Below are 16,691 nucleotides of genomic sequence, written 5' to 3' on the forward strand. Positions count from 1 at the left end.
AACAAAGTCTATAACTAATTGTCAACGAAAAAAAGCCCGATGCGAGGAGGTATCATCAAGCTTTTTATCTTGTTTTATTCTTTAATTTTTCGACCGTTTGTATCTTGGATAGGGCGGTTATTTTCAAATCCAAGGGTTTGGGTGAATTTTTCCACTTGTTCCTTGCTAACGGTTTCTTGATTCTTGAAGACAATCCAGTTAACACCCTCAGTACATGGCGGTGTTGTCAAGGAACCTTCGAAGTTGTAGTAGTCCTTGTCTTCAGGATAGAAATCGTCTAGTGATATAGTCTGAGGAAGCTCGGTTTCTGTATTGGCCGCCTGAGGCATTTTATCCCAGATTTGTTTTAAGGCTTGATTTTCATCGCCATAATTATAGAGAACTGAGACAACTGTGATTTTCCCATTATCTGTCTTATAGACGAAGTGCCCCTCTAGAGGATAAGTATGACCATCAATTTCATTCTCACTAGGTGCGTGAAAATGAAACTGCTGTAATTTATAGACATCATCACCAATCGTTAGGGTATTCTTTGGATTTTTAAAGCTGACTTCAATTGTATGCCCGTTATTTTCAACTTGAGCTTCTGATTCTTGATTATTAAGGTTTAGTTCTGGAAGATCAACGTCCTCAGCCCCGGTGATATTGATCGGAGATTGTTCTTTACCATTTTTGCTGAGTTCATAATCTTTAGAAAGGTCACCCCAATGGTCTGGACCAGTAGCACCAGTATACCCCCATTGAACGTCCTTGGACTTTGTTGAGGATTCGTTTTTTGTATCAGACTGGCAGGCTACGAGTAGGACAGTACTTGCTACGAGAGAGACTAATCCAATTATCTTAAAACTTTTCTTTTTCATTTGTCCTCCTTATACTCTTTAATCTTATAACAATGATAGTCTACGTGTTATTAGAAATCATCCGTTAAACAGTCATTGAGTACCGTTTCTCTAAGGTGCTTCTGAGAAGGAAGTGTTTGGAGATACCAAACGGAAACGCTTTTATTTTATAGCTAATCTGATAAAAAGTCAAATGTAAATTATAGTAGTTTTAGAAAAATATAATGAAATCTAGTTTTTTGCAAAAATAAAAGAACCCGCTATTGCGAGCTCTTTAGTTATTTTATCCCAAAGCGTCGTCCATTGAAAGAACTTCGTGGAAGACACGTTGTGTCAATTCAGTTTTTTGTTCTGGAGTGAGGTATTTAGTGTTTACACAGTATCCAGAGATACGTACGATAACATCTTCACCGCTCATGATCTTTTCGTATACATCTGACAAGTCCATAACGTTCAAGTTAACGTGTTGTCCACCGTTTTCGAAGTATCCGTCAAGGATAGTTACGAGGTTGTCAACTTGTTCGTCGTGAGTCTTACCAAGGGCACGAGGTGATACTTGAGTAGTAAGTGAGATACCGTCAGCCGCATAACCGAAGTCAAGGCTTGCAAGTGAGTTCAAGTTTTGCAACCATCCACCTTTAGCTTTGTTAGATGGGTTAGCACCTGGTGAGAAGAATTCCAATTTAGACAAGTTCACTGAACCATCTTCGTTGAGGTATACCCCTTTGTGAACTGGAGAGTTACCAGTTTGTTTAGAGTAAGCAACGTTAGAAGTGATTGTAAGAAGTGAAACTGTAGCTTCTGCATCTTTGTAGAGTTTGTGGCTACGAAGACGAGTAGTGTAAGCTTCGATCAACCATTCTGCCAATTCGTTTGAACGTGGGTCATCTTCACCCCAACGTGGGTATTCACCGATTGTTTCGTAGTCGTAGATGTAGCCATCTTCGTCACGGATTGGTTTAACTGTAGCGTATTTGATTGCTGACAATGTATCAACAGTATTTGCGAAACCACAGATACCGAATCCCATGTTAGCACGTTGTTTAGTTGGCAAGAAGGCCATTTGAACAGCTTCGTAGTTGTACTTATCAGTCATGTAGTGGATGATGTTAAGGGCATCTACGTAAGTGTCAGTCAACCAGTCAAGAGATTTTTCGAAGTTAGCTTTAACAGTGTCAAAGTCAAGAACTTCATCACGGATTGGATCGATATCAAATACTTTGTAGTCTTTATGAACATCGTCGTAACCACCGTTCAAACCAGTAAGAAGGGCTTTAAGTACGTTAACACGAGCACCGAAGTATTGGATGTTGTGACGTTGTTCTTCGTTTTCTGGGTCAAGTGGTGATACACAACATGAGATACAGCTCATTTCACCGTATCCGTCTTTAGCCATAGTAGTTACACCTTCGTATTGGATAGAAGAGTGTTTGTGGCTCATGTGCATACAGTAGCGACGGAATGAGTAAGGCAATTTGTCAGTCCAAAGAACTGTCAAGTTTGGTTCTGGAGAGTTACCGATGTTATCAAGAGTGTTCAAGAAACGGTAGTCCATCTTAGTAACACGGTGACGTCCGTCAGCACCCATACCAGCCATAGAAGTTGTGATGAATGTTGGGTCACCTGAGTACAATTGGTCGTAAGCTTTTGTACGAGCAAACTTAACTGTACGAAGTTTCATAACGAAATCATCAACGAATTCTTGGATTTCTGATTCAGTGTAAGTACCACGAGCAAGGTCACGTTCTGCGTATACGTCAAGGACAATTGGCACACGACCAAGTGAAGTAGCGGCACCGTTGATTACACGACATACTGCCATGAAGGCGATGTTTGTCCATTGGATAGCTTCTTTAGTATCGAAGGCTGGACGACGAACATCTACACCATAAAGGTCACCAAGGCGAACAACGTCTTGAAGTGCTTGGTATTGAAGGTTAACTTCTTCACGAAGACGGATAGTTTCTTCGTCGATTTCTTTGATAGCATTCCAGTCGTTAACTTTTTCTTGCATCAAGTAGTCAGCACCGTAAAGGGCAAGACGAGCGTAAACCCCGATGATACGTCCACGTGAGTATGCATCTGGAAGACCAGTAACTGTGTGAGCGTGACGTGCACGACGGATGTTTGAAGTGTAAGCACGGAAGATACCATCGTTAACTGTAGTCACGTATTTTGTGAAAATTTCGTGTACAGCTGGGTCTGGTTCATAACCGTGTTCTTTCAAAGCAGTTTCCGCCATACGGATACCACCTTTAGGCATGAAGTTCAATTTGAAGAGCTCATCATTTTGGATACCATAGATAAGTTCATCTTCTTTTGAAATATATCCTGCGTCAATGTCAGCGATTGAAGTTGGACGAGTATCCATTGGGAAGCGTCCTTCAGCTTCATAGCCTGCTTTAGTTTCATCTACGATTTTTTTAATTTTTAGTGAGCGTTCAGTTGGTCCTGCAAGGAAGCTTTCGTCACCATCATAAGGTGTGTAGTTTGCTTGAACGAAACGTGAAACGCTAGCTTTTTCTTTCCAGTCAGTTCCTTTAAAGCCTTCCCACGCTTTTTCAAAAACATCTGTGTTAGTTTTAACCGTTGCCATAGTTTGGATCTCCTATAATTCTAGTAACAAAATCATCTGTTACATTCTCTAGAAGTATTCTATCACACAGTAACCGCTTACACAACTTTAAAACTCCATTTTTAGAGACATTCTTTTATAATACAGTTTTGAAAACGACAAATCTGTATTATAAATTTCTGTTTTTTGATAGATTTTGGTATCATAAGGGGAGAATGCTTTGTAGGCCCAAAGTTTTATGTGAAAAGCTTTACAATGAGATAAATCTGAGAACGGAGGCAGGGAGCCATGTTAGAGTTTCCTCTAATAAATGATACCAGTCGGAAAATCATCCATATTGACATGGATGCCTTTTTTGCTCAGGTCGAGATGAGGGATGACCCCAGTCTTAAGGACAAGCCGGTTATTATCGGTCATGATCCTAGAAAAACAGGGGGACGTGGTGTGGTATCAACTTGTAATTATGAGGCTAGAAAATATGGTGTCCATTCAGCCATGTCTTCTAAGGAAGCCTATGAACGTTGTCCTAATGCTGTCTTCATCTCAGGAAATTATAGCCATTACCGAGAGGTAGGGATGCAAATTCGTGAGATTTTTAAACGCTATACCGACTTGGTAGAGCCTATGTCTATCGACGAAGCCTATCTTGATGTGACGATAAATAAGCTTGGTATCAAATCCGCGGTTAAGGTAGCCAAACTTATCCAGTATGACATCTGGCAGGAACTTCACCTGACTTGTTCAGCAGGCGTTTCCTACAATAAATTTATCGCCAAACTAGCTTCTGATTTTCAAAAGCCTGCTGGTTTGACGGTGGTGCTTCCAGAGGAGGCTCAGGAATTTTTGGAAAAGCTCCCTATTGAAAAGTTTCATGGAGTAGGTAAAAAGTCAGTTGAACGTCTTCACGACATGGAAATATACACCGGTGCCGATCTTCTGAAGATTCCTGAGATGACGCTGATTGATCGTTTTGGACGCTTCGGATTTGATCTCTTTCGTAAGGCTAGAGGGATTTCCAATAGTCCTGTCAGGCCCAATCGTGTCCGTAAATCTATCGGAAGTGAGCGAACCTATGGCAAGCTTCTTTATAATGAAGATGATATCAAGGCTGAGTTGACAAAGAATGCTAGACGGGTGGCTGAAAGTGCCCAGAAAAATAAAAAAGTTGGTCGAATCGTTGTCATTAAGGTCCGTTATTCGGATTTTTCGACCTTAACCAAGCGTATGACCTTGGACAAATCAACCCAGGGTTTTGAGGCCATCGAAAGGACTGCCCATACCATTTTTGACCAACTGGAGGAAAATAGTAGTGGTGTTCGCCTGCTCGGTGTGACGCTGACGGGTCTGGAAGATCAAGAAGGCAGGCAATTGGACCTAGATGATTTGGAGTCATTATAATAGTAGAGTTTTGATTTTTTCTTTTGGAAAGTGACCTTGAAGAATCATCAGACCTATGCTATCTTAAATAGTAACTAAAAGAAATGAGGGAATAATCTTAATGAAAAAAGTTCTTACCTATTTAGGACTGATTCTGGCAGCTTGCTTGCTTCTCGTAGCTTGTGCTTCCAATAAGCCAGCTGAGAAGAAAAAAGCGACACCAACTCCGACAGAACGTGCCAAGGCTGATGCGACAGTTTTAATTGATACTATGCTTGGAAAATCTAGTAACGGTTTTTCAAAACTCTACGGTGAAAATTACGAAGCCTGGACTGAAACGAAAGTCTTTGAAAAACAAGTTGCAGATACTATCGAAGAAAAGGGGTATACACCGGAAGACAAGTATACGTTTAAATACATTGAAGGTTATGATGCTAAGACACCAACCCAAGTGCTTTCTAAGTTCCTCAAGGTCCGTCGTAATATGATTGGTAAGATTCAGGACTATAAGCTGAAAGATGTCAAAGTTAAAGGAAATGAAGCGACAGTTACCTTTACTTCACGCTCTGTTAGTGCCTATGGTGCTGCAGCTGCTGTTCGTACTCTCCTTATGAGTCTCTATGATAACGACATTGACAAGTTGAAACAGTGGAATCAAGCTGATAACAACGATGTAGAAAAAGGTAAAGCCAAAGATCTCACAACGAAATTCCTTTATGGTGAAAACTTTAACGGCGATTTGACACAATTTAAGGATATTGATAAAGAAATGGCCTATACACCTTTGACAGGTGCTGATGATCTAGAAAAGACCTTCAAGCTAACCAAAGATGATGGGGGTAACTGGACTATTTCTGTAGAAGATTATAAAGAGCTTGCCGAAGCCTTGGTTGACCATGATGAATCAGGAAGCAGAGCTGTTTACGCTGAACGCATCCATAAGAATTTATCAGATTATCAACCTGAAGACAGTAGCGATTCAAGTAGTAAGTCATCAAGTAAGGATAAATAGAGTTTTATTGCATTTGATGTTAAACATGTACGGAAAGCTTTTTTTGGTGAGAAGAGTTGTCACACCAGTGGCAGCTCTTTTCTTATTGTTCGTTGTATCCATTCCCACTATAACCATTTTCTATCACCTCTTAGGATTTTATTATTAGACGAGTTTGGAGGAAGATGATAAACTGTTATCACTAACTATTAATGAAAGTATCGAGGATTATAGATATGAAAAAATGGCTTGCAGGTTTAGGGATTCTTGGCTTGTCAGTTTTGACTTTGGCTGCTTGTGGGAACAAGAGTGACAGTAAGGCATCTGGTGAAAAGCAGACGATTACTGTTGCGACAGACTCTGATACGGCGCCTTTCACTTTCAAAAAAGGTGACGACTTCAAGGGTTATGATATTGATTTGGTCAAGGCTATTTTCAAGGATTCGGACAAATATGAGGTCAAGTTTGTAACGACACCTTTTGATTCCATCTTGACAGGGGTGGATTCTGGACGTTATCAGATTGCAGCTAACGACTTCAACTATAATGAAGAACGTGCGCAGAAATATGGTTTCTCAGATCCGATTTCACGTTCTAACTATGCCATCACTAGTGCTGAGGGTACCAAGTATACTAGCCTAGACGATTTGTCTGGTAAGACGACAGAGGTGCTTCCTGGCTCTAACTATGCTCAGTTGCTTGAAAATTGGAACCATGCCAATGCGGACAAGACACCAATTACTATCAACTATGCTTCTAGCTCAACGGGTCTTTCAACACGTATTCAACATATTCAAGAAGGAAAAATTGATTTTATCCTTTACGATGCCATTTCCTCTGAGTACATTGTCAAAGATCAAGGCTATAAGCTAGCTGTAAACAAGATTAAAGACGATATCGGTATGAAGACTGATGGTCTTGAATATCTTCTATTCTCAAATGATAAGCAAGGTAAGGAACTCAAGACCTTTGTCAATAAACGTATCAAAGAGCTCAAGAAGGATGGGACCCTTGCCAAACTCAGCAAGGAATACTTCGGTGGCGATTACGTCAGTGATTTGAAATAAGACTGCGAAAAGTTGAGACTGCTGTCTCAGCTTTGGATTGAAGACAAAGCTTTCTTTTGAGGCTTTCCTGAGGTGATGACGGACGTCAGCGACCTTCTTCGAAGTTCCATGACTAAGTTTTGAGCCTAAGGTCTCAAAACTTCCGAACACCTGAAACTTTAAAGTTTCAGGTGTTTTTCTCACGTCGGAAAGCCTCGGTTTATGCTCACTTTGTTCGTGAAATAAGGAATGAGTTCAAATCTTTTTAGTCTTAATAAGGTATTGCTATCAGTGATACGATTTTCTTATCACTATGATAAGAAAAGACTATTTCACAGACTTTCTGAGTCGTGCTAAAATGAATACTATAAAATTATGATAAGATATTTGAATGGTTAGCACTAGGCTAACCTACTTTTTTAGAAAGAAAGGGCGACATTGTGAAAAAGAGTATAGAAGCATTTAATCGGTCACCTTGGTATCTCCAAGTTATCATTGGCTTGGTTGGTTTGGCAGTAGCTGTTGATTTAGCCATTCCCTTGTCTTGGCTAGTAGAAATTCTTTGGGGTTATATTTTGCAACTGGTTACGGTTGTCTTCAAATGGATTTCATCTTGGATGCCAGCTGGTAAGCTCTTCTCATGGAAGGCTGTCTTCGATGCTGTTCCTAAGATTGTGGAACGCTTGCCTTTAACTTTGGGATTGACTATTGCAGGTGCCTTCTTCGGTTTGATTTTGGCCCTTGTCTTTGCGGTTGTTAAAATTAATCGAGTACGTATCCTTTATCCAATTCAAGCCGTTTTTGTGAGCTTCTTGCGTGGGACACCAATCCTTGTACAACTCATGTTGACTTACTATGGTATTCCACTCTTCCTTCGTTACTTGAATGGTGAGTTCGGCTTAGATTGGAACATTAATGAGATTCCACCAGCTATCTTCGCTATTACAGCCTTTGCCTTTAATGAAGCAGCTTACATGAGTGAGACCATCCGTGCAGCGATTCAGGCCGTTGACGCTGGGGAAATCGAAGCTGCCCGTTCTCTTGGGATGACATCAGCACAAGTTTACCGTCGTGTCATCATTCCAAATGCGGCGGTTATTGCGACACCAAGTTTGATTAACAGTCTGATTGGTTTGACTAAGGGAACATCACTTGCCTTTAGTGCAGGTATCGTCGAAATGTATGCACAGGCTCAAATCTTGGGTGGTGCTGACTACCGTTACTTTGAACGTTATATCTCAGTTGCCCTTGTATACTGGGCAATCTCAATCTTGATTGAGTACATTGGTCGTTCAGTTGAAAATCACATGGCTATTAAGGCGCCTGAAGCGACTGACATTTCTGGAATTGGAGGGGACCGCTAATGATTAGCATCAAAAATTTGACCAAGGAATTTTCAGGCCAAAAGGTTCTTGATGGCATTAACTTCGATATTAAAAAAGGTGAAGTTGTAGCGCTTGTCGGTGCCTCTGGTGCAGGTAAGTCAACTATCCTTCGTAGCTTGAACTATTTGGAACAACCTGATTCTGGCACTATTACCATTGATGATTTTAAAGTAGACTTCAAGACTATCACTAAAGAACAAATTCTTACGCTTCGCCGTAAGTTGGCCATGGTGTTCCAACAGTTCAACCTCTTTGAACGTCGTACAGCCTTGGATAATGTTAAGGAAGGTCTTAAGATTGTTAAGAAACTTTCTGACGAAGAAGCTACCAAGATTGCCAAAGAAGAGCTCGCTAAGGTTGGGCTTTCTAATCGTGAAAATCACTACCCACGTCACTTGTCGGGTGGTCAAAAACAACGTGTGGCCTTGGCCCGTGCCCTTGCAATGAAGCCTGATGTGCTCTTGCTTGACGAACCAACATCTGCTCTTGACCCTGAGTTGGTTGGTGAGGTTGAAAAATCAATCGCTGATGCGGCTAAGTCAGGTCAAACCATGATTTTGGTCAGTCACGACATGAACTTTGTTTATCAAGTGGCTGACAAGGTGCTCTTCCTTGAAAAAGGTCGTATCCTTGAACAGGGAACACCTGATGAAATCTTTAACCATCCAAAAGAAGAACGAACAAAAGAATTTTTCGCTTCTTATTCAAAACAATATCTTTAAGATGGGATTTTTGTTACAATAGAAAAGGTAGTGGGAGTGGACGATACTTTAGTCCATAGTCAAAGTCCCACAAGGATGATTAGGAACTTTTGAATGTTTCAAAGGCGACTAAGTGTCCAATCAGAGACTGCATCGTGCAGTTATTACTAGTCGAATTTAGAGGTTGGAGAATGTTATCTCAGCCTTTTCTATTTCTCACTTTAGGATGATTTATGTTATTAAATATTTTTAAATTTTACCTCTTAGGCCTTGTGATTGCTTTCTTTGTGTGCTTGGTGATTGGTGCCATTTGGCTTGGATGGCGTGCTTTACGTCGTGCGGACAAAACTGTGAAGGAGCGTCAAGGTGCCCTCTATGATGCTATTATGATGTCGATGGTTTCGATTCCCGTTTTGGCATTTGCTTTTATGGCGATTCTTATCGTGCTGAATGCATAATTCTAGCTTTGTTGGCACATTAGGTGTAAGATATCTCTACAAGAAAATCATATAAGGAGTTACTCATGTACGATACAATTGTTATTGGAGCTGGTCCTGCGGGGATGACTGCAGCACTCTATGCAGCACGTGCCAACCTTAAAGTGGCAACTTTGGAGCAAGGTGCTCCTGGTGGACAGATGAATAATACGTCTGATATTGAAAATTACCCTGGTTTTGAAAGTATTTCTGGTCCAGAATTGTCAATGAAGATGTTCGAACCTTTGGAAAAATTGGGCGTTGAAAATCTTTATGGTATCGTGTCTGGTATCGAAGACAAGGGTGACTATAAAGTTGTCAAAACTGGTGATGAAGAGTACCAAACCAAGACAGTTATCATTGCGACTGGTGCCAAACACCGCCACATTGGTGTTGCTGGCGAAGAAGAGTATAACAGCCGTGGGGTGTCTTACTGTGCGGTCTGTGATGGTGCCTTCTTCCGTAATCAAGACCTCTTGGTTGTTGGTGGTGGAGACTCTGCCGTTGAAGAAGGAATTTATTTGACACGCTTTGCTAATAGCGTGACCATTGTTCACCGTCGTGATGAATTGCGTGCCCAAAAGGTTCTTCAAGACCGCGCCTTCGCCAATGAAAAGGTTAAGTTTATCTGGGACTCAGTCGTTGAAGAAATCAAGGGTGATGACATCAAGGTTCGCAGTGTTGATATCAAGAATGTCAAAACTGGTGAGGTGACTAACCACGAATTTGGCGGTGTCTTCGTTTATGTGGGACTTGATCCTGTTTCAGATTACTTGACAGGTCTCGACATCACTGACCAGGACGGTTGGGTAATTACAGATGATAAGATGGCGACACGTATTCCTGGTATCTTTGCCATTGGGGATGTCCGTCAGAAAGACCTTCGCCAAATTACAACAGCCGTAGGTGATGGTGCCACAGCTGGTATCGAAGCTTATAACTACGTGACTGCACTTGGTGATAAGTAAAATGAATGAAAACTCGGGAGCTTCTCGAGTTTTTTGTGTTCTCTTGGGGGGATTTAGCTTGTCTAGTCCCCTTTGGACCAACATCTAAGTGTGATTTTTTGTTATAATAGAAAAGTCTTACTAAAAATCAGTAAAAACGAGGTGACCGACTTGCGTGTTGTAGCAGGTGAATTTGGCGGGCGTCCGCTTAAAACGTTAGAAGGCAAAACGACTCGTCCAACAACGGACAAGGTCAAGGGTGCCATTTTCAATATGATTGGTCCTTTCTTTGATGGAGGACGTGTTTTGGATTTGTTCTCGGGGAGCGGTAGTCTGGCCATTGAGGCAATTAGTCGTGGCATGTCTTTTGCTGTCCTCGTGGAAAAGGATCGTCGGGCACAGGCTGTTATCCAGGAAAATATCAAGATGACAAAGAGTGAGAAACAGTTCCAGCTTTTGAAGATGGATGCAGTACGTGCGCTGACACAATTGACAGGAAAGTTTGACTTGGTGCTTTTAGATCCACCTTATGCCAAAGAGCAGATTGTGGCCAATATTACTCAGTTAGAGGAGCAAGGACTCTTGGCTGAGGAAGTTATGTTGGTTTGTGAAACTGATAAGGCTGTGGACTTGCCTGAAGAAATTTCAAACTTTGGGATTTGGAAACAGAAAACCTATGGTATCAGTAAGGTGACCGTTTACGTGCGTTAGCCTTTTATAGGGAAGTTGTAGAAAGGAATGCTATGACAAAGATTGCTATGTTTACGGGGTCTTTTGATCCGATTACTAATGGGCATATGGATATTATTGCCAGAGCCAGCAAGCTCTTTGATGAGCTTTATATCGGTCTCTTTTATAATAAAAATAAGCAGGGCTTCTGGGATGTGGAGACTCGCAAGCGTATCCTGGAAGAGGTTGTGGCAGATCTTCCCAATGTCAAGATTATAACGGCCCACGATAGTCTGGCTGTAGATGTCGCTAGAGATCTTGGGGTGACTTATTTGGTTCGAGGCCTTCGTAATGCGACAGATTTCGACTATGAAGCCAATATGGATTATTTCAATAAGGGGTTGGCACCTGAGTTAGAAACAGTTTATTTGATTGCCAGTCATGAGGTAACACCAGTCTCTTCAAGTCGTGTGCGTGAGTTGATTTATTTTGAGGGAGACATTAGTTCTTATGTTCCTCAAGCAGTTGTTAAGGAAGTGGAGGCCAAGCGTGGCAAACAAGAACGAATCTAAATCACTATTAGGGAAACTTTGGCGGATTAAGTGGTGGTTGTTAAGTATTTTTACGGTACTTTTCCTCCTATTTGCCCTCTTTTTCCCGCTAAATAATTATTATGTTGAGCTTCCGGGTGGTGCTTTTGATACCAAGGAAGTCTTGACTGTAGACAAGAAAGCTGATGATTCAAAAGGATCCTACAATTTTGTGGCGGTAGCTCAAACCAAGGCGACTTTAGCCTTGATGCTCTATGCTCAGCTTAATGATTTTGCAAAGCTTCAAACAGCTGAAGAGGCAACTGGAAATTACTCTGATGAAGATTTCATGCGTATCAACCAATTTTACATGGAGACTTCCCAAAACCAAGCGATTTATCAGGGCTTGACTCTGGCTGGTAAGGAGGCTAGCTTGGAGTATATGGGTGTCTATGTGCTTCAGGTGGCTGACGATTCTAGCTTCAAGGGCGTCCTCAATATTGCGGACACGGTGACAGCTGTCAATGGCAAGTCTTTTGATAATTCTGCTGACTTGATTAAATACGTTCAGGGACTTAAGTTGGGTTCAAAAGTCAAGGTCACTTATACGACAGATGACAAAGAAAAGACTGCTACTGGTAAGATTATCAAGATTGCCAATGGTAAAAATGGTATTGGTATCGGTTTGACAGATCATACCGAGGTCAAAAGTCCTGAAAATGTGAAGTTTAAACTTGATGGTGTTGGCGGCCCAAGTGCGGGTCTTATGTTTACCTTAGCTATTTACGATCAGGTGTCTGGTCAAAATCTTAAGGCTGGTCGTAAGATTGCTGGAACAGGAACCATTGAAAAGGATGGTTCTGTCGGTGATATCGGTGGTGCCTACCTTAAGGTGAAATCAGCGGCTGATAGTGGTGCAGACATTTTCTTTGTACCAAATAATCCGGTAACCAAGGAAATGAAAAAGGCTGATCCGGATGCCAAAACCAACTATCAAGAGGCCAAGGAAGCTGCCAAGAAACTGGGAACCAAGATGAAAATCGTCCCTGTTAAAACAGCTCAAGAAGCCATTGATTATTTGAAAAAGACTAAGTAAGAAGAGAGAGTAGGACAGGCAGAAATCCATGATTTTTGTCCTAGTCTTACTCTCTTTTTAAGGTCAAAGTGTTATAATAGTCTTTATGAAAAAACGTTATAGAACAGTCAATGATTACTATCGTGAAATTTTTGGCGAAAAGATTTTCAAACTTCCTATAGATGCGGGCTTTGATTGTCCCAACCGTGATGGCACAGTGGCTCACGGTGGCTGTACCTTTTGTACGGTATCGGGGTCTGGGGACGCCATTGTAGCTCCTGAGGCGCCGATTCGTGAGCAGTTTTACCATGAGATTGACTTTATGCACCGCAAGTGGCCAGAAGTTCAGAAATATCTGGTTTATTTTCAAAATTTTACCAATACCCATGCTCCGCTTGAGGTTATTAAGGACCGCTACGAACAGGCAATCAATGAGCCTGGTGTTGTTGGCATCAATATCGGTACTCGCCCAGACTGTTTGCCAGATGATGTGATTGATTATCTGGCAGAACTCACAGAACGTATGCATGTGACTGTTGAACTTGGTTTGCAGACGACTTATGAAGAAACGTCAGAACTCATTAACCGAGCACACAGCTATGAACTCTACGTGGAGACCGTGAAGCGCCTGCGTGAGCGTGCGCCCAAGGCTGAAATTGTATCGCACCTGATTAATGGATTGCCAGGGGAAACCCACGAGATGATGGTGGAAAATGTTCGCCGTTGTGTGACGGACAATGACATTCAGGGAATCAAACTCCACCTCCTCCACCTGATGACCAATACGCGTATGCAAAGAGATTACCACGAGGGGCGTCTTAAATTGCTGAGCCAGGAAGAGTATGTGTCAATCATCTGTGACCAGTTGGAAATCATCCCTAAGGATATCGTCATTCATCGGATTACTGGTGATGCGCCGCGAGATATGTTGATTGGTCCTATGTGGAGTCTCAACAAGTGGGAAGTCCTTAATGCCATTGACAAAGAGATGGAACGTCGTGACTCATGGCAAGGGTGCAAAGTAGCTAACGAGAAGGAGGAAAAAGCATGATTAAACGACCAATTCATCTGTCTCATGACTTTCTAGCAGAAGTGCTGGATGATGAGAGTGTTGCTGTCGATGCAACCATGGGAAACGGTAATGACACAGCCTTTCTGGCTGGTCTTGCCAAGAAGGTTTATGCCTTTGACGTGCAGGAGCAGGCGCTCGAAAAGACTCGTCAACGCTTGTCGGACTTGGAAATTGAAAATGCGGAACTCATTTTAGATGGTCATGAAAATCTGGACCGTTATGTCACGGAACCGATTCGTGCAGCTATTTTCAATCTGGGCTATCTGCCATCTGCAGATAAGAGTGTTATCACCAAACCCCACACGACTCTTGAGGCCATTGAGAAAATTCTTGACCGCTTAGAGGTGGGTGGTCGTTTAGCTATTATGATTTACTATGGTCATGATGGCGGCGATATGGAGAAGGATGCTGTGCTTGAGTACGTTATCGGTTTGGACCAGCGTGATTTTACAGCCATGCTTTACCAACCCCTTAATCAAATTAATACCCCACCATTTTTGGTGATGTTGGAGAAATTACAATGATTACAGATATTAAAGAGAAGCTTGCAGATATGCAGGCCAAATATATAGATAAGCAAAGTGCCGAGGATACTTTAAAAAAGGTTGATAATCGTAAAACGGCTAAAATTAAGAAAAAGTTAGCTAGTCTTGAGGTTGAACGTTGCCATAAACTTTTGGCCAAAGAAGATGTCACTGCCATTGATAAAAAAATTAGTAAGCAAAAAGAACTATTCTCAAACTGTTGTCATAAGGAAGGGTAGGAGGAGCTATGCATTTATCATTAGCTTTGCTTGTTCTTCTTTTTAGCTTGATTTTATCGAATGTTATCAATCGTGTCTTTCCACGTCTTCCCCTACCTTTGATTCAAATTATTTTTGGAGTGGGTATTGGTTTTCTTTTGAAGGGACGCGCTTTCGAGCTTGAAACAGAACTTTTCCTAGCTTTCATTATTGCTCCCTTGCTGTTTCGGGAGGGTGAAGAAAGTGATATCACCAGTATTCTACGTAACTGGAAACTTATTCTATTTTTGATTTTTCCAGTTATCTTTGTGTCTACCTTGGGAATCGGTTATCTTGCTAAGGCCGTCTTGCCTGCTGCTGTGCCTTTGTCTGCCTGCCTAGCCATTGGGGCGGCTCTTGGGCCAACGGATTTAGTGGCCTATTCAGCTATTTCTAAACGTTTCAGTTTTCCAAAGTGGATTAGCTACATTTTGCAGGGGGAAGGTCTTCTGAACGACGCCTCTGGCTTGGTCGCCTTTCAGGTGGCGGTGACTGCATTGACCACAGGTACCTTCTCTCTCCTTGGGGCGAGCTGGAATTTGGTTATTTCTGTGCTTGGTGGTTTTTTAGTTGGCTTGATTACAGCCTTATTTAATCGTCTCTTTTTAACCATTTTGGACAATATGGATGCTGCTGATGTCACAGGTGCTCTCTTACTAGAGTTGGTACTACCGATTTCCTCTTACTTTGTAGCCGAGGAAATTCATGCTTCTGGAATTATTGCTGTTGTCGTAGCAGGGATTTCGCTTGCCAGTCGTTTCAAAAAAATCACCGTTTTTGATGCTAAGTTGGATAGTGTTTCTCATACGATTTGGGGAACCATTACCTTCATGCTTAATGGCATGGTCTTTTTCCTCTTGGGAACAGAACTTCCAACCCTAGCAGCCCCAGTACTGCGTAGCAGTACTTACGATAATCTCTGGATGCTTCTTGCTATCATCCTTCTAACAGCGACCATGTTTGGTATTCGTTTTGTTATGATTAGTGCAGTATTTGCTCAAAGAGCTTGGAGGGCCAAACGATCACTAAAAAAAATCTGGAAGTGTGCTACTCTGTTAACCTTTTCAGGTGTTAAAGGAACGGTTTCCATTGCAACCATCCTTTTGCTTCCAGTTGCCAATATGACTGCTCTGGAACATAGTCTTTTGCTTTTTACGGTAGCGGGTGTGACCTTGCTGAGCTTCTTAACAGGGATTTTAGTCCTACCTAAGCTAGCGACTGGACCAGCGCACACGACCAACCATTATATGCAGATTGCCATTCTCAATGATGTGGTCGATGAGTTGGAAAAAGATCTAAAACAGTCTACCAATCAAGGGGCTGTCTATGCTACTATTGACAACTACAATCAACGCTTGGAAGATTTAATCTTGGAGCAGGAATCAAATGATGTCAAAGAAGAGTTGGCCAATATCCGAGTAATGATTATGGAAATTGAGAGTGAGGGTCTGGAATATGCCTACAAGAAGGGTAAGATTTCAGAACTCGAATACAATCTCTACCAACGTTATATCAAGGGCTTGGAACGTCGTATCAACCGTGGTTTTGTCTCTAGCCTTTCTTACGCCCTAGCTGTCTTTGTGCGTGGCCTTCGTAGATTGTTACACTTAGCTCTTACTTTCAAGTTTCATATTGATCAGGATGAAACGAGAAGAGGTCCTAGGTTGACGGAAGAAAACCGCGACCATATGACTGAGCTCTATTTGACAAATACTGAGCAGATTTTGGAAGCCCTGAGTAATCTGGAAGGTGTTTATCATTCAGATCTCTTGTCTTATCTGAAACGCAGTCGCCTTCAAGAGGCTGAGATTATTCAATCAGGTGCCTTTGTTGAGCGGGTTATCACCCATCTTCATCCAGACAATATTGATGAAATGTTGCGTGGCTACTATTTGGAACGTAAGGTTATCAACGAGTACGAGCAGGCTGAACTTATTTCTAGCCGTTATGCCAAGCAGCTTCGTAAGGAAGTCAATACTTTGGAGGATTACTCTCTCAAAGAAACTAGCAACACGTTAACCTATGATATGATTAATCTGGCTCGAGGTCGAGCTTAAGCAATGAATGTTATCGCAAAAAGAAGCCAAGAAAAAATTTGGCTTCTTGTTCATATATTTTTATAGAACAGCTTATCGTTCCAGCCTTAATTTTGTATGGCGTATCGAAAATAAAAGAGGAGTAGTGATAAAAGAACGGCTCTATAATTTCTGTAGTGGGTAAAACCACT

Annotated in this window: 16 protein-coding genes; 14 read left to right on the forward strand and 2 right to left on the reverse strand. The window is 41.7% G+C overall.

The annotated features are described in order from the left end of the window. Positions 1-74: 74 nt before the first annotated feature. Positions 75-860, reverse strand: coding sequence for a carbonic anhydrase (locus HMPREF2607_RS05840; protein WP_021143675.1), 786 nt, complete (start codon positions 858-860; stop codon positions 75-77). Between the two features lie 262 nt (positions 861-1,122). Next, entirely contained in the window at positions 1,123-3,435 is a 2,313-nt protein-coding gene (gene pflB / locus HMPREF2607_RS05845) for a formate C-acetyltransferase (RefSeq protein WP_002891716.1), read from the reverse strand. A gap of 267 nt (positions 3,436-3,702) precedes the next feature. Here pflB and dinB point away from each other — a divergent pair, with 267 nt between their 5' ends. From dinB to HMPREF2607_RS05915, 14 genes are all read left to right on the forward strand, one after another. Further along, positions 3,703-4,812 (forward strand): DNA polymerase IV, encoded by a 1,110-nt coding sequence (dinB, locus tag HMPREF2607_RS05850; RefSeq protein ID WP_060971655.1) that lies wholly within the window; start codon positions 3,703-3,705, stop codon positions 4,810-4,812. Positions 4,813-4,912: 100 nt separating this feature from the next. Next, positions 4,913-5,803, forward strand: coding sequence for a hypothetical protein (locus HMPREF2607_RS05855; protein WP_022495900.1), 891 nt, complete (start codon positions 4,913-4,915; stop codon positions 5,801-5,803). Positions 5,804-6,018: 215 nt separating this feature from the next. Beyond that, entirely contained in the window at positions 6,019-6,849 is an 831-nt protein-coding gene (locus HMPREF2607_RS05860) for a transporter substrate-binding domain-containing protein (RefSeq protein WP_048674808.1), read from the forward strand. A gap of 596 nt (positions 6,850-7,445) precedes the next feature. Next, the gene (locus HMPREF2607_RS05865) at positions 7,446-8,192 is read left to right on the forward strand and encodes an amino acid ABC transporter permease (RefSeq protein WP_095559509.1); all 747 of its coding nucleotides are present in this window, start codon (positions 7,446-7,448) and stop codon (positions 8,190-8,192) included. Then, positions 8,192-8,935, forward strand: a complete 744-nt coding sequence (locus HMPREF2607_RS05870; RefSeq protein ID WP_070476305.1) for an amino acid ABC transporter ATP-binding protein — start codon at positions 8,192-8,194, stop codon at positions 8,933-8,935. Before HMPREF2607_RS05865 ends, HMPREF2607_RS05870 begins: the two co-directional genes overlap by 1 nt. 212 nt (positions 8,936-9,147) lie before the next feature. Beyond that, the gene (locus HMPREF2607_RS05875) at positions 9,148-9,372 is read left to right on the forward strand and encodes a DUF4059 family protein (RefSeq protein ID WP_002884393.1); all 225 of its coding nucleotides are present in this window, start codon (positions 9,148-9,150) and stop codon (positions 9,370-9,372) included. A gap of 32 nt (positions 9,373-9,404) precedes the next feature. Continuing rightward, positions 9,405-10,358 carry a thioredoxin-disulfide reductase gene (trxB, locus tag HMPREF2607_RS05880; protein ID WP_255296714.1) on the forward strand — a complete coding sequence of 318 codons (954 nt, stop codon included), beginning with the start codon at positions 9,405-9,407 and terminating at the stop codon, positions 10,356-10,358. 90 nt (positions 10,359-10,448) lie between these two features. Further along, positions 10,449-11,048, forward strand: coding sequence for a 16S rRNA (guanine(966)-N(2))-methyltransferase RsmD (rsmD, locus tag HMPREF2607_RS05885; protein ID WP_073686155.1), 600 nt, complete (start codon positions 10,449-10,451; stop codon positions 11,046-11,048). Between the two features lie 32 nt (positions 11,049-11,080). After that, entirely contained in the window at positions 11,081-11,578 is a 498-nt protein-coding gene (gene coaD / locus HMPREF2607_RS05890) for a pantetheine-phosphate adenylyltransferase (protein WP_048674796.1), read from the forward strand. After that, the gene (locus tag HMPREF2607_RS05895; RefSeq protein WP_014634969.1) at positions 11,556-12,632 is read left to right on the forward strand and encodes a SepM family pheromone-processing serine protease; all 1,077 of its coding nucleotides are present in this window, start codon (positions 11,556-11,558) and stop codon (positions 12,630-12,632) included. Before coaD ends, HMPREF2607_RS05895 begins: the two co-directional genes overlap by 23 nt. Positions 12,633-12,717: 85 nt before the next feature. Then, positions 12,718-13,662, forward strand: a complete 945-nt coding sequence (locus tag HMPREF2607_RS05900) for a tRNA modification radical SAM protein MnmL/YtqA (RefSeq protein WP_070476307.1) — start codon at positions 12,718-12,720, stop codon at positions 13,660-13,662. Then, positions 13,659-14,207: a tRNA 5-(aminomethyl)-2-thiouridylate-methyltransferase MnmM gene (locus tag HMPREF2607_RS05905; RefSeq protein WP_014634968.1), complete on the forward strand. Its 549-nt coding sequence runs from the start codon at positions 13,659-13,661 to the stop codon at positions 14,205-14,207. Before HMPREF2607_RS05900 ends, HMPREF2607_RS05905 begins: the two co-directional genes overlap by 4 nt. After that, complete coding sequence (locus tag HMPREF2607_RS05910) at positions 14,204-14,446, forward strand: hypothetical protein (RefSeq protein ID WP_014634967.1); 243 nt, start codon at positions 14,204-14,206, stop codon at positions 14,444-14,446. The genes HMPREF2607_RS05905 and HMPREF2607_RS05910 overlap by 4 nt, the downstream gene beginning before the upstream one ends. Positions 14,447-14,454: 8 nt before the next feature. Next, on the forward strand, positions 14,455-16,521 hold the full coding sequence (locus tag HMPREF2607_RS05915) for a cation:proton antiporter (protein ID WP_070476308.1): 2,067 nt from the start codon (positions 14,455-14,457) through the stop codon (positions 16,519-16,521). Positions 16,522-16,691 lie beyond the last annotated feature (170 nt).

The sequence above is a fragment of the Streptococcus sp. HMSC078H03 genome, assembly GCF_001808655.1.
GTDB classification, from domain to species: Bacteria; Bacillota; Bacilli; order Lactobacillales; family Streptococcaceae; genus Streptococcus; species Streptococcus salivarius_G.

Coding starts and splice junctions, on each gene's coding strand:
- HMPREF2607_RS05840 (WP_021143675.1), bottom strand. CDS start 860: ATGAAAAAGAAAAGTTTTAAGATAATTGGATTAGTCTCTCTCGTAGCA.
- pflB (WP_002891716.1), bottom strand. CDS start 3,435: ATGGCAACGGTTAAAACTAACACAGATGTTTTTGAAAAAGCGTGGGAA.
- dinB (WP_060971655.1), top strand. CDS start 3,703: ATGTTAGAGTTTCCTCTAATAAATGATACCAGTCGGAAAATCATCCAT.
- HMPREF2607_RS05855 (WP_022495900.1), top strand. CDS start 4,913: ATGAAAAAAGTTCTTACCTATTTAGGACTGATTCTGGCAGCTTGCTTG.
- HMPREF2607_RS05860 (WP_048674808.1), top strand. CDS start 6,019: ATGAAAAAATGGCTTGCAGGTTTAGGGATTCTTGGCTTGTCAGTTTTG.
- HMPREF2607_RS05865 (WP_095559509.1), top strand. CDS start 7,446: ATGCCAGCTGGTAAGCTCTTCTCATGGAAGGCTGTCTTCGATGCTGTT.
- HMPREF2607_RS05870 (WP_070476305.1), top strand. CDS start 8,192: ATGATTAGCATCAAAAATTTGACCAAGGAATTTTCAGGCCAAAAGGTT.
- HMPREF2607_RS05875 (WP_002884393.1), top strand. CDS start 9,148: ATGTTATTAAATATTTTTAAATTTTACCTCTTAGGCCTTGTGATTGCT.
- coaD (WP_048674796.1), top strand. CDS start 11,081: ATGACAAAGATTGCTATGTTTACGGGGTCTTTTGATCCGATTACTAAT.
- HMPREF2607_RS05900 (WP_070476307.1), top strand. CDS start 12,718: ATGAAAAAACGTTATAGAACAGTCAATGATTACTATCGTGAAATTTTT.
- HMPREF2607_RS05905 (WP_014634968.1), top strand. CDS start 13,659: ATGATTAAACGACCAATTCATCTGTCTCATGACTTTCTAGCAGAAGTG.
- HMPREF2607_RS05910 (WP_014634967.1), top strand. CDS start 14,204: ATGATTACAGATATTAAAGAGAAGCTTGCAGATATGCAGGCCAAATAT.
- HMPREF2607_RS05915 (WP_070476308.1), top strand. CDS start 14,455: ATGCATTTATCATTAGCTTTGCTTGTTCTTCTTTTTAGCTTGATTTTA.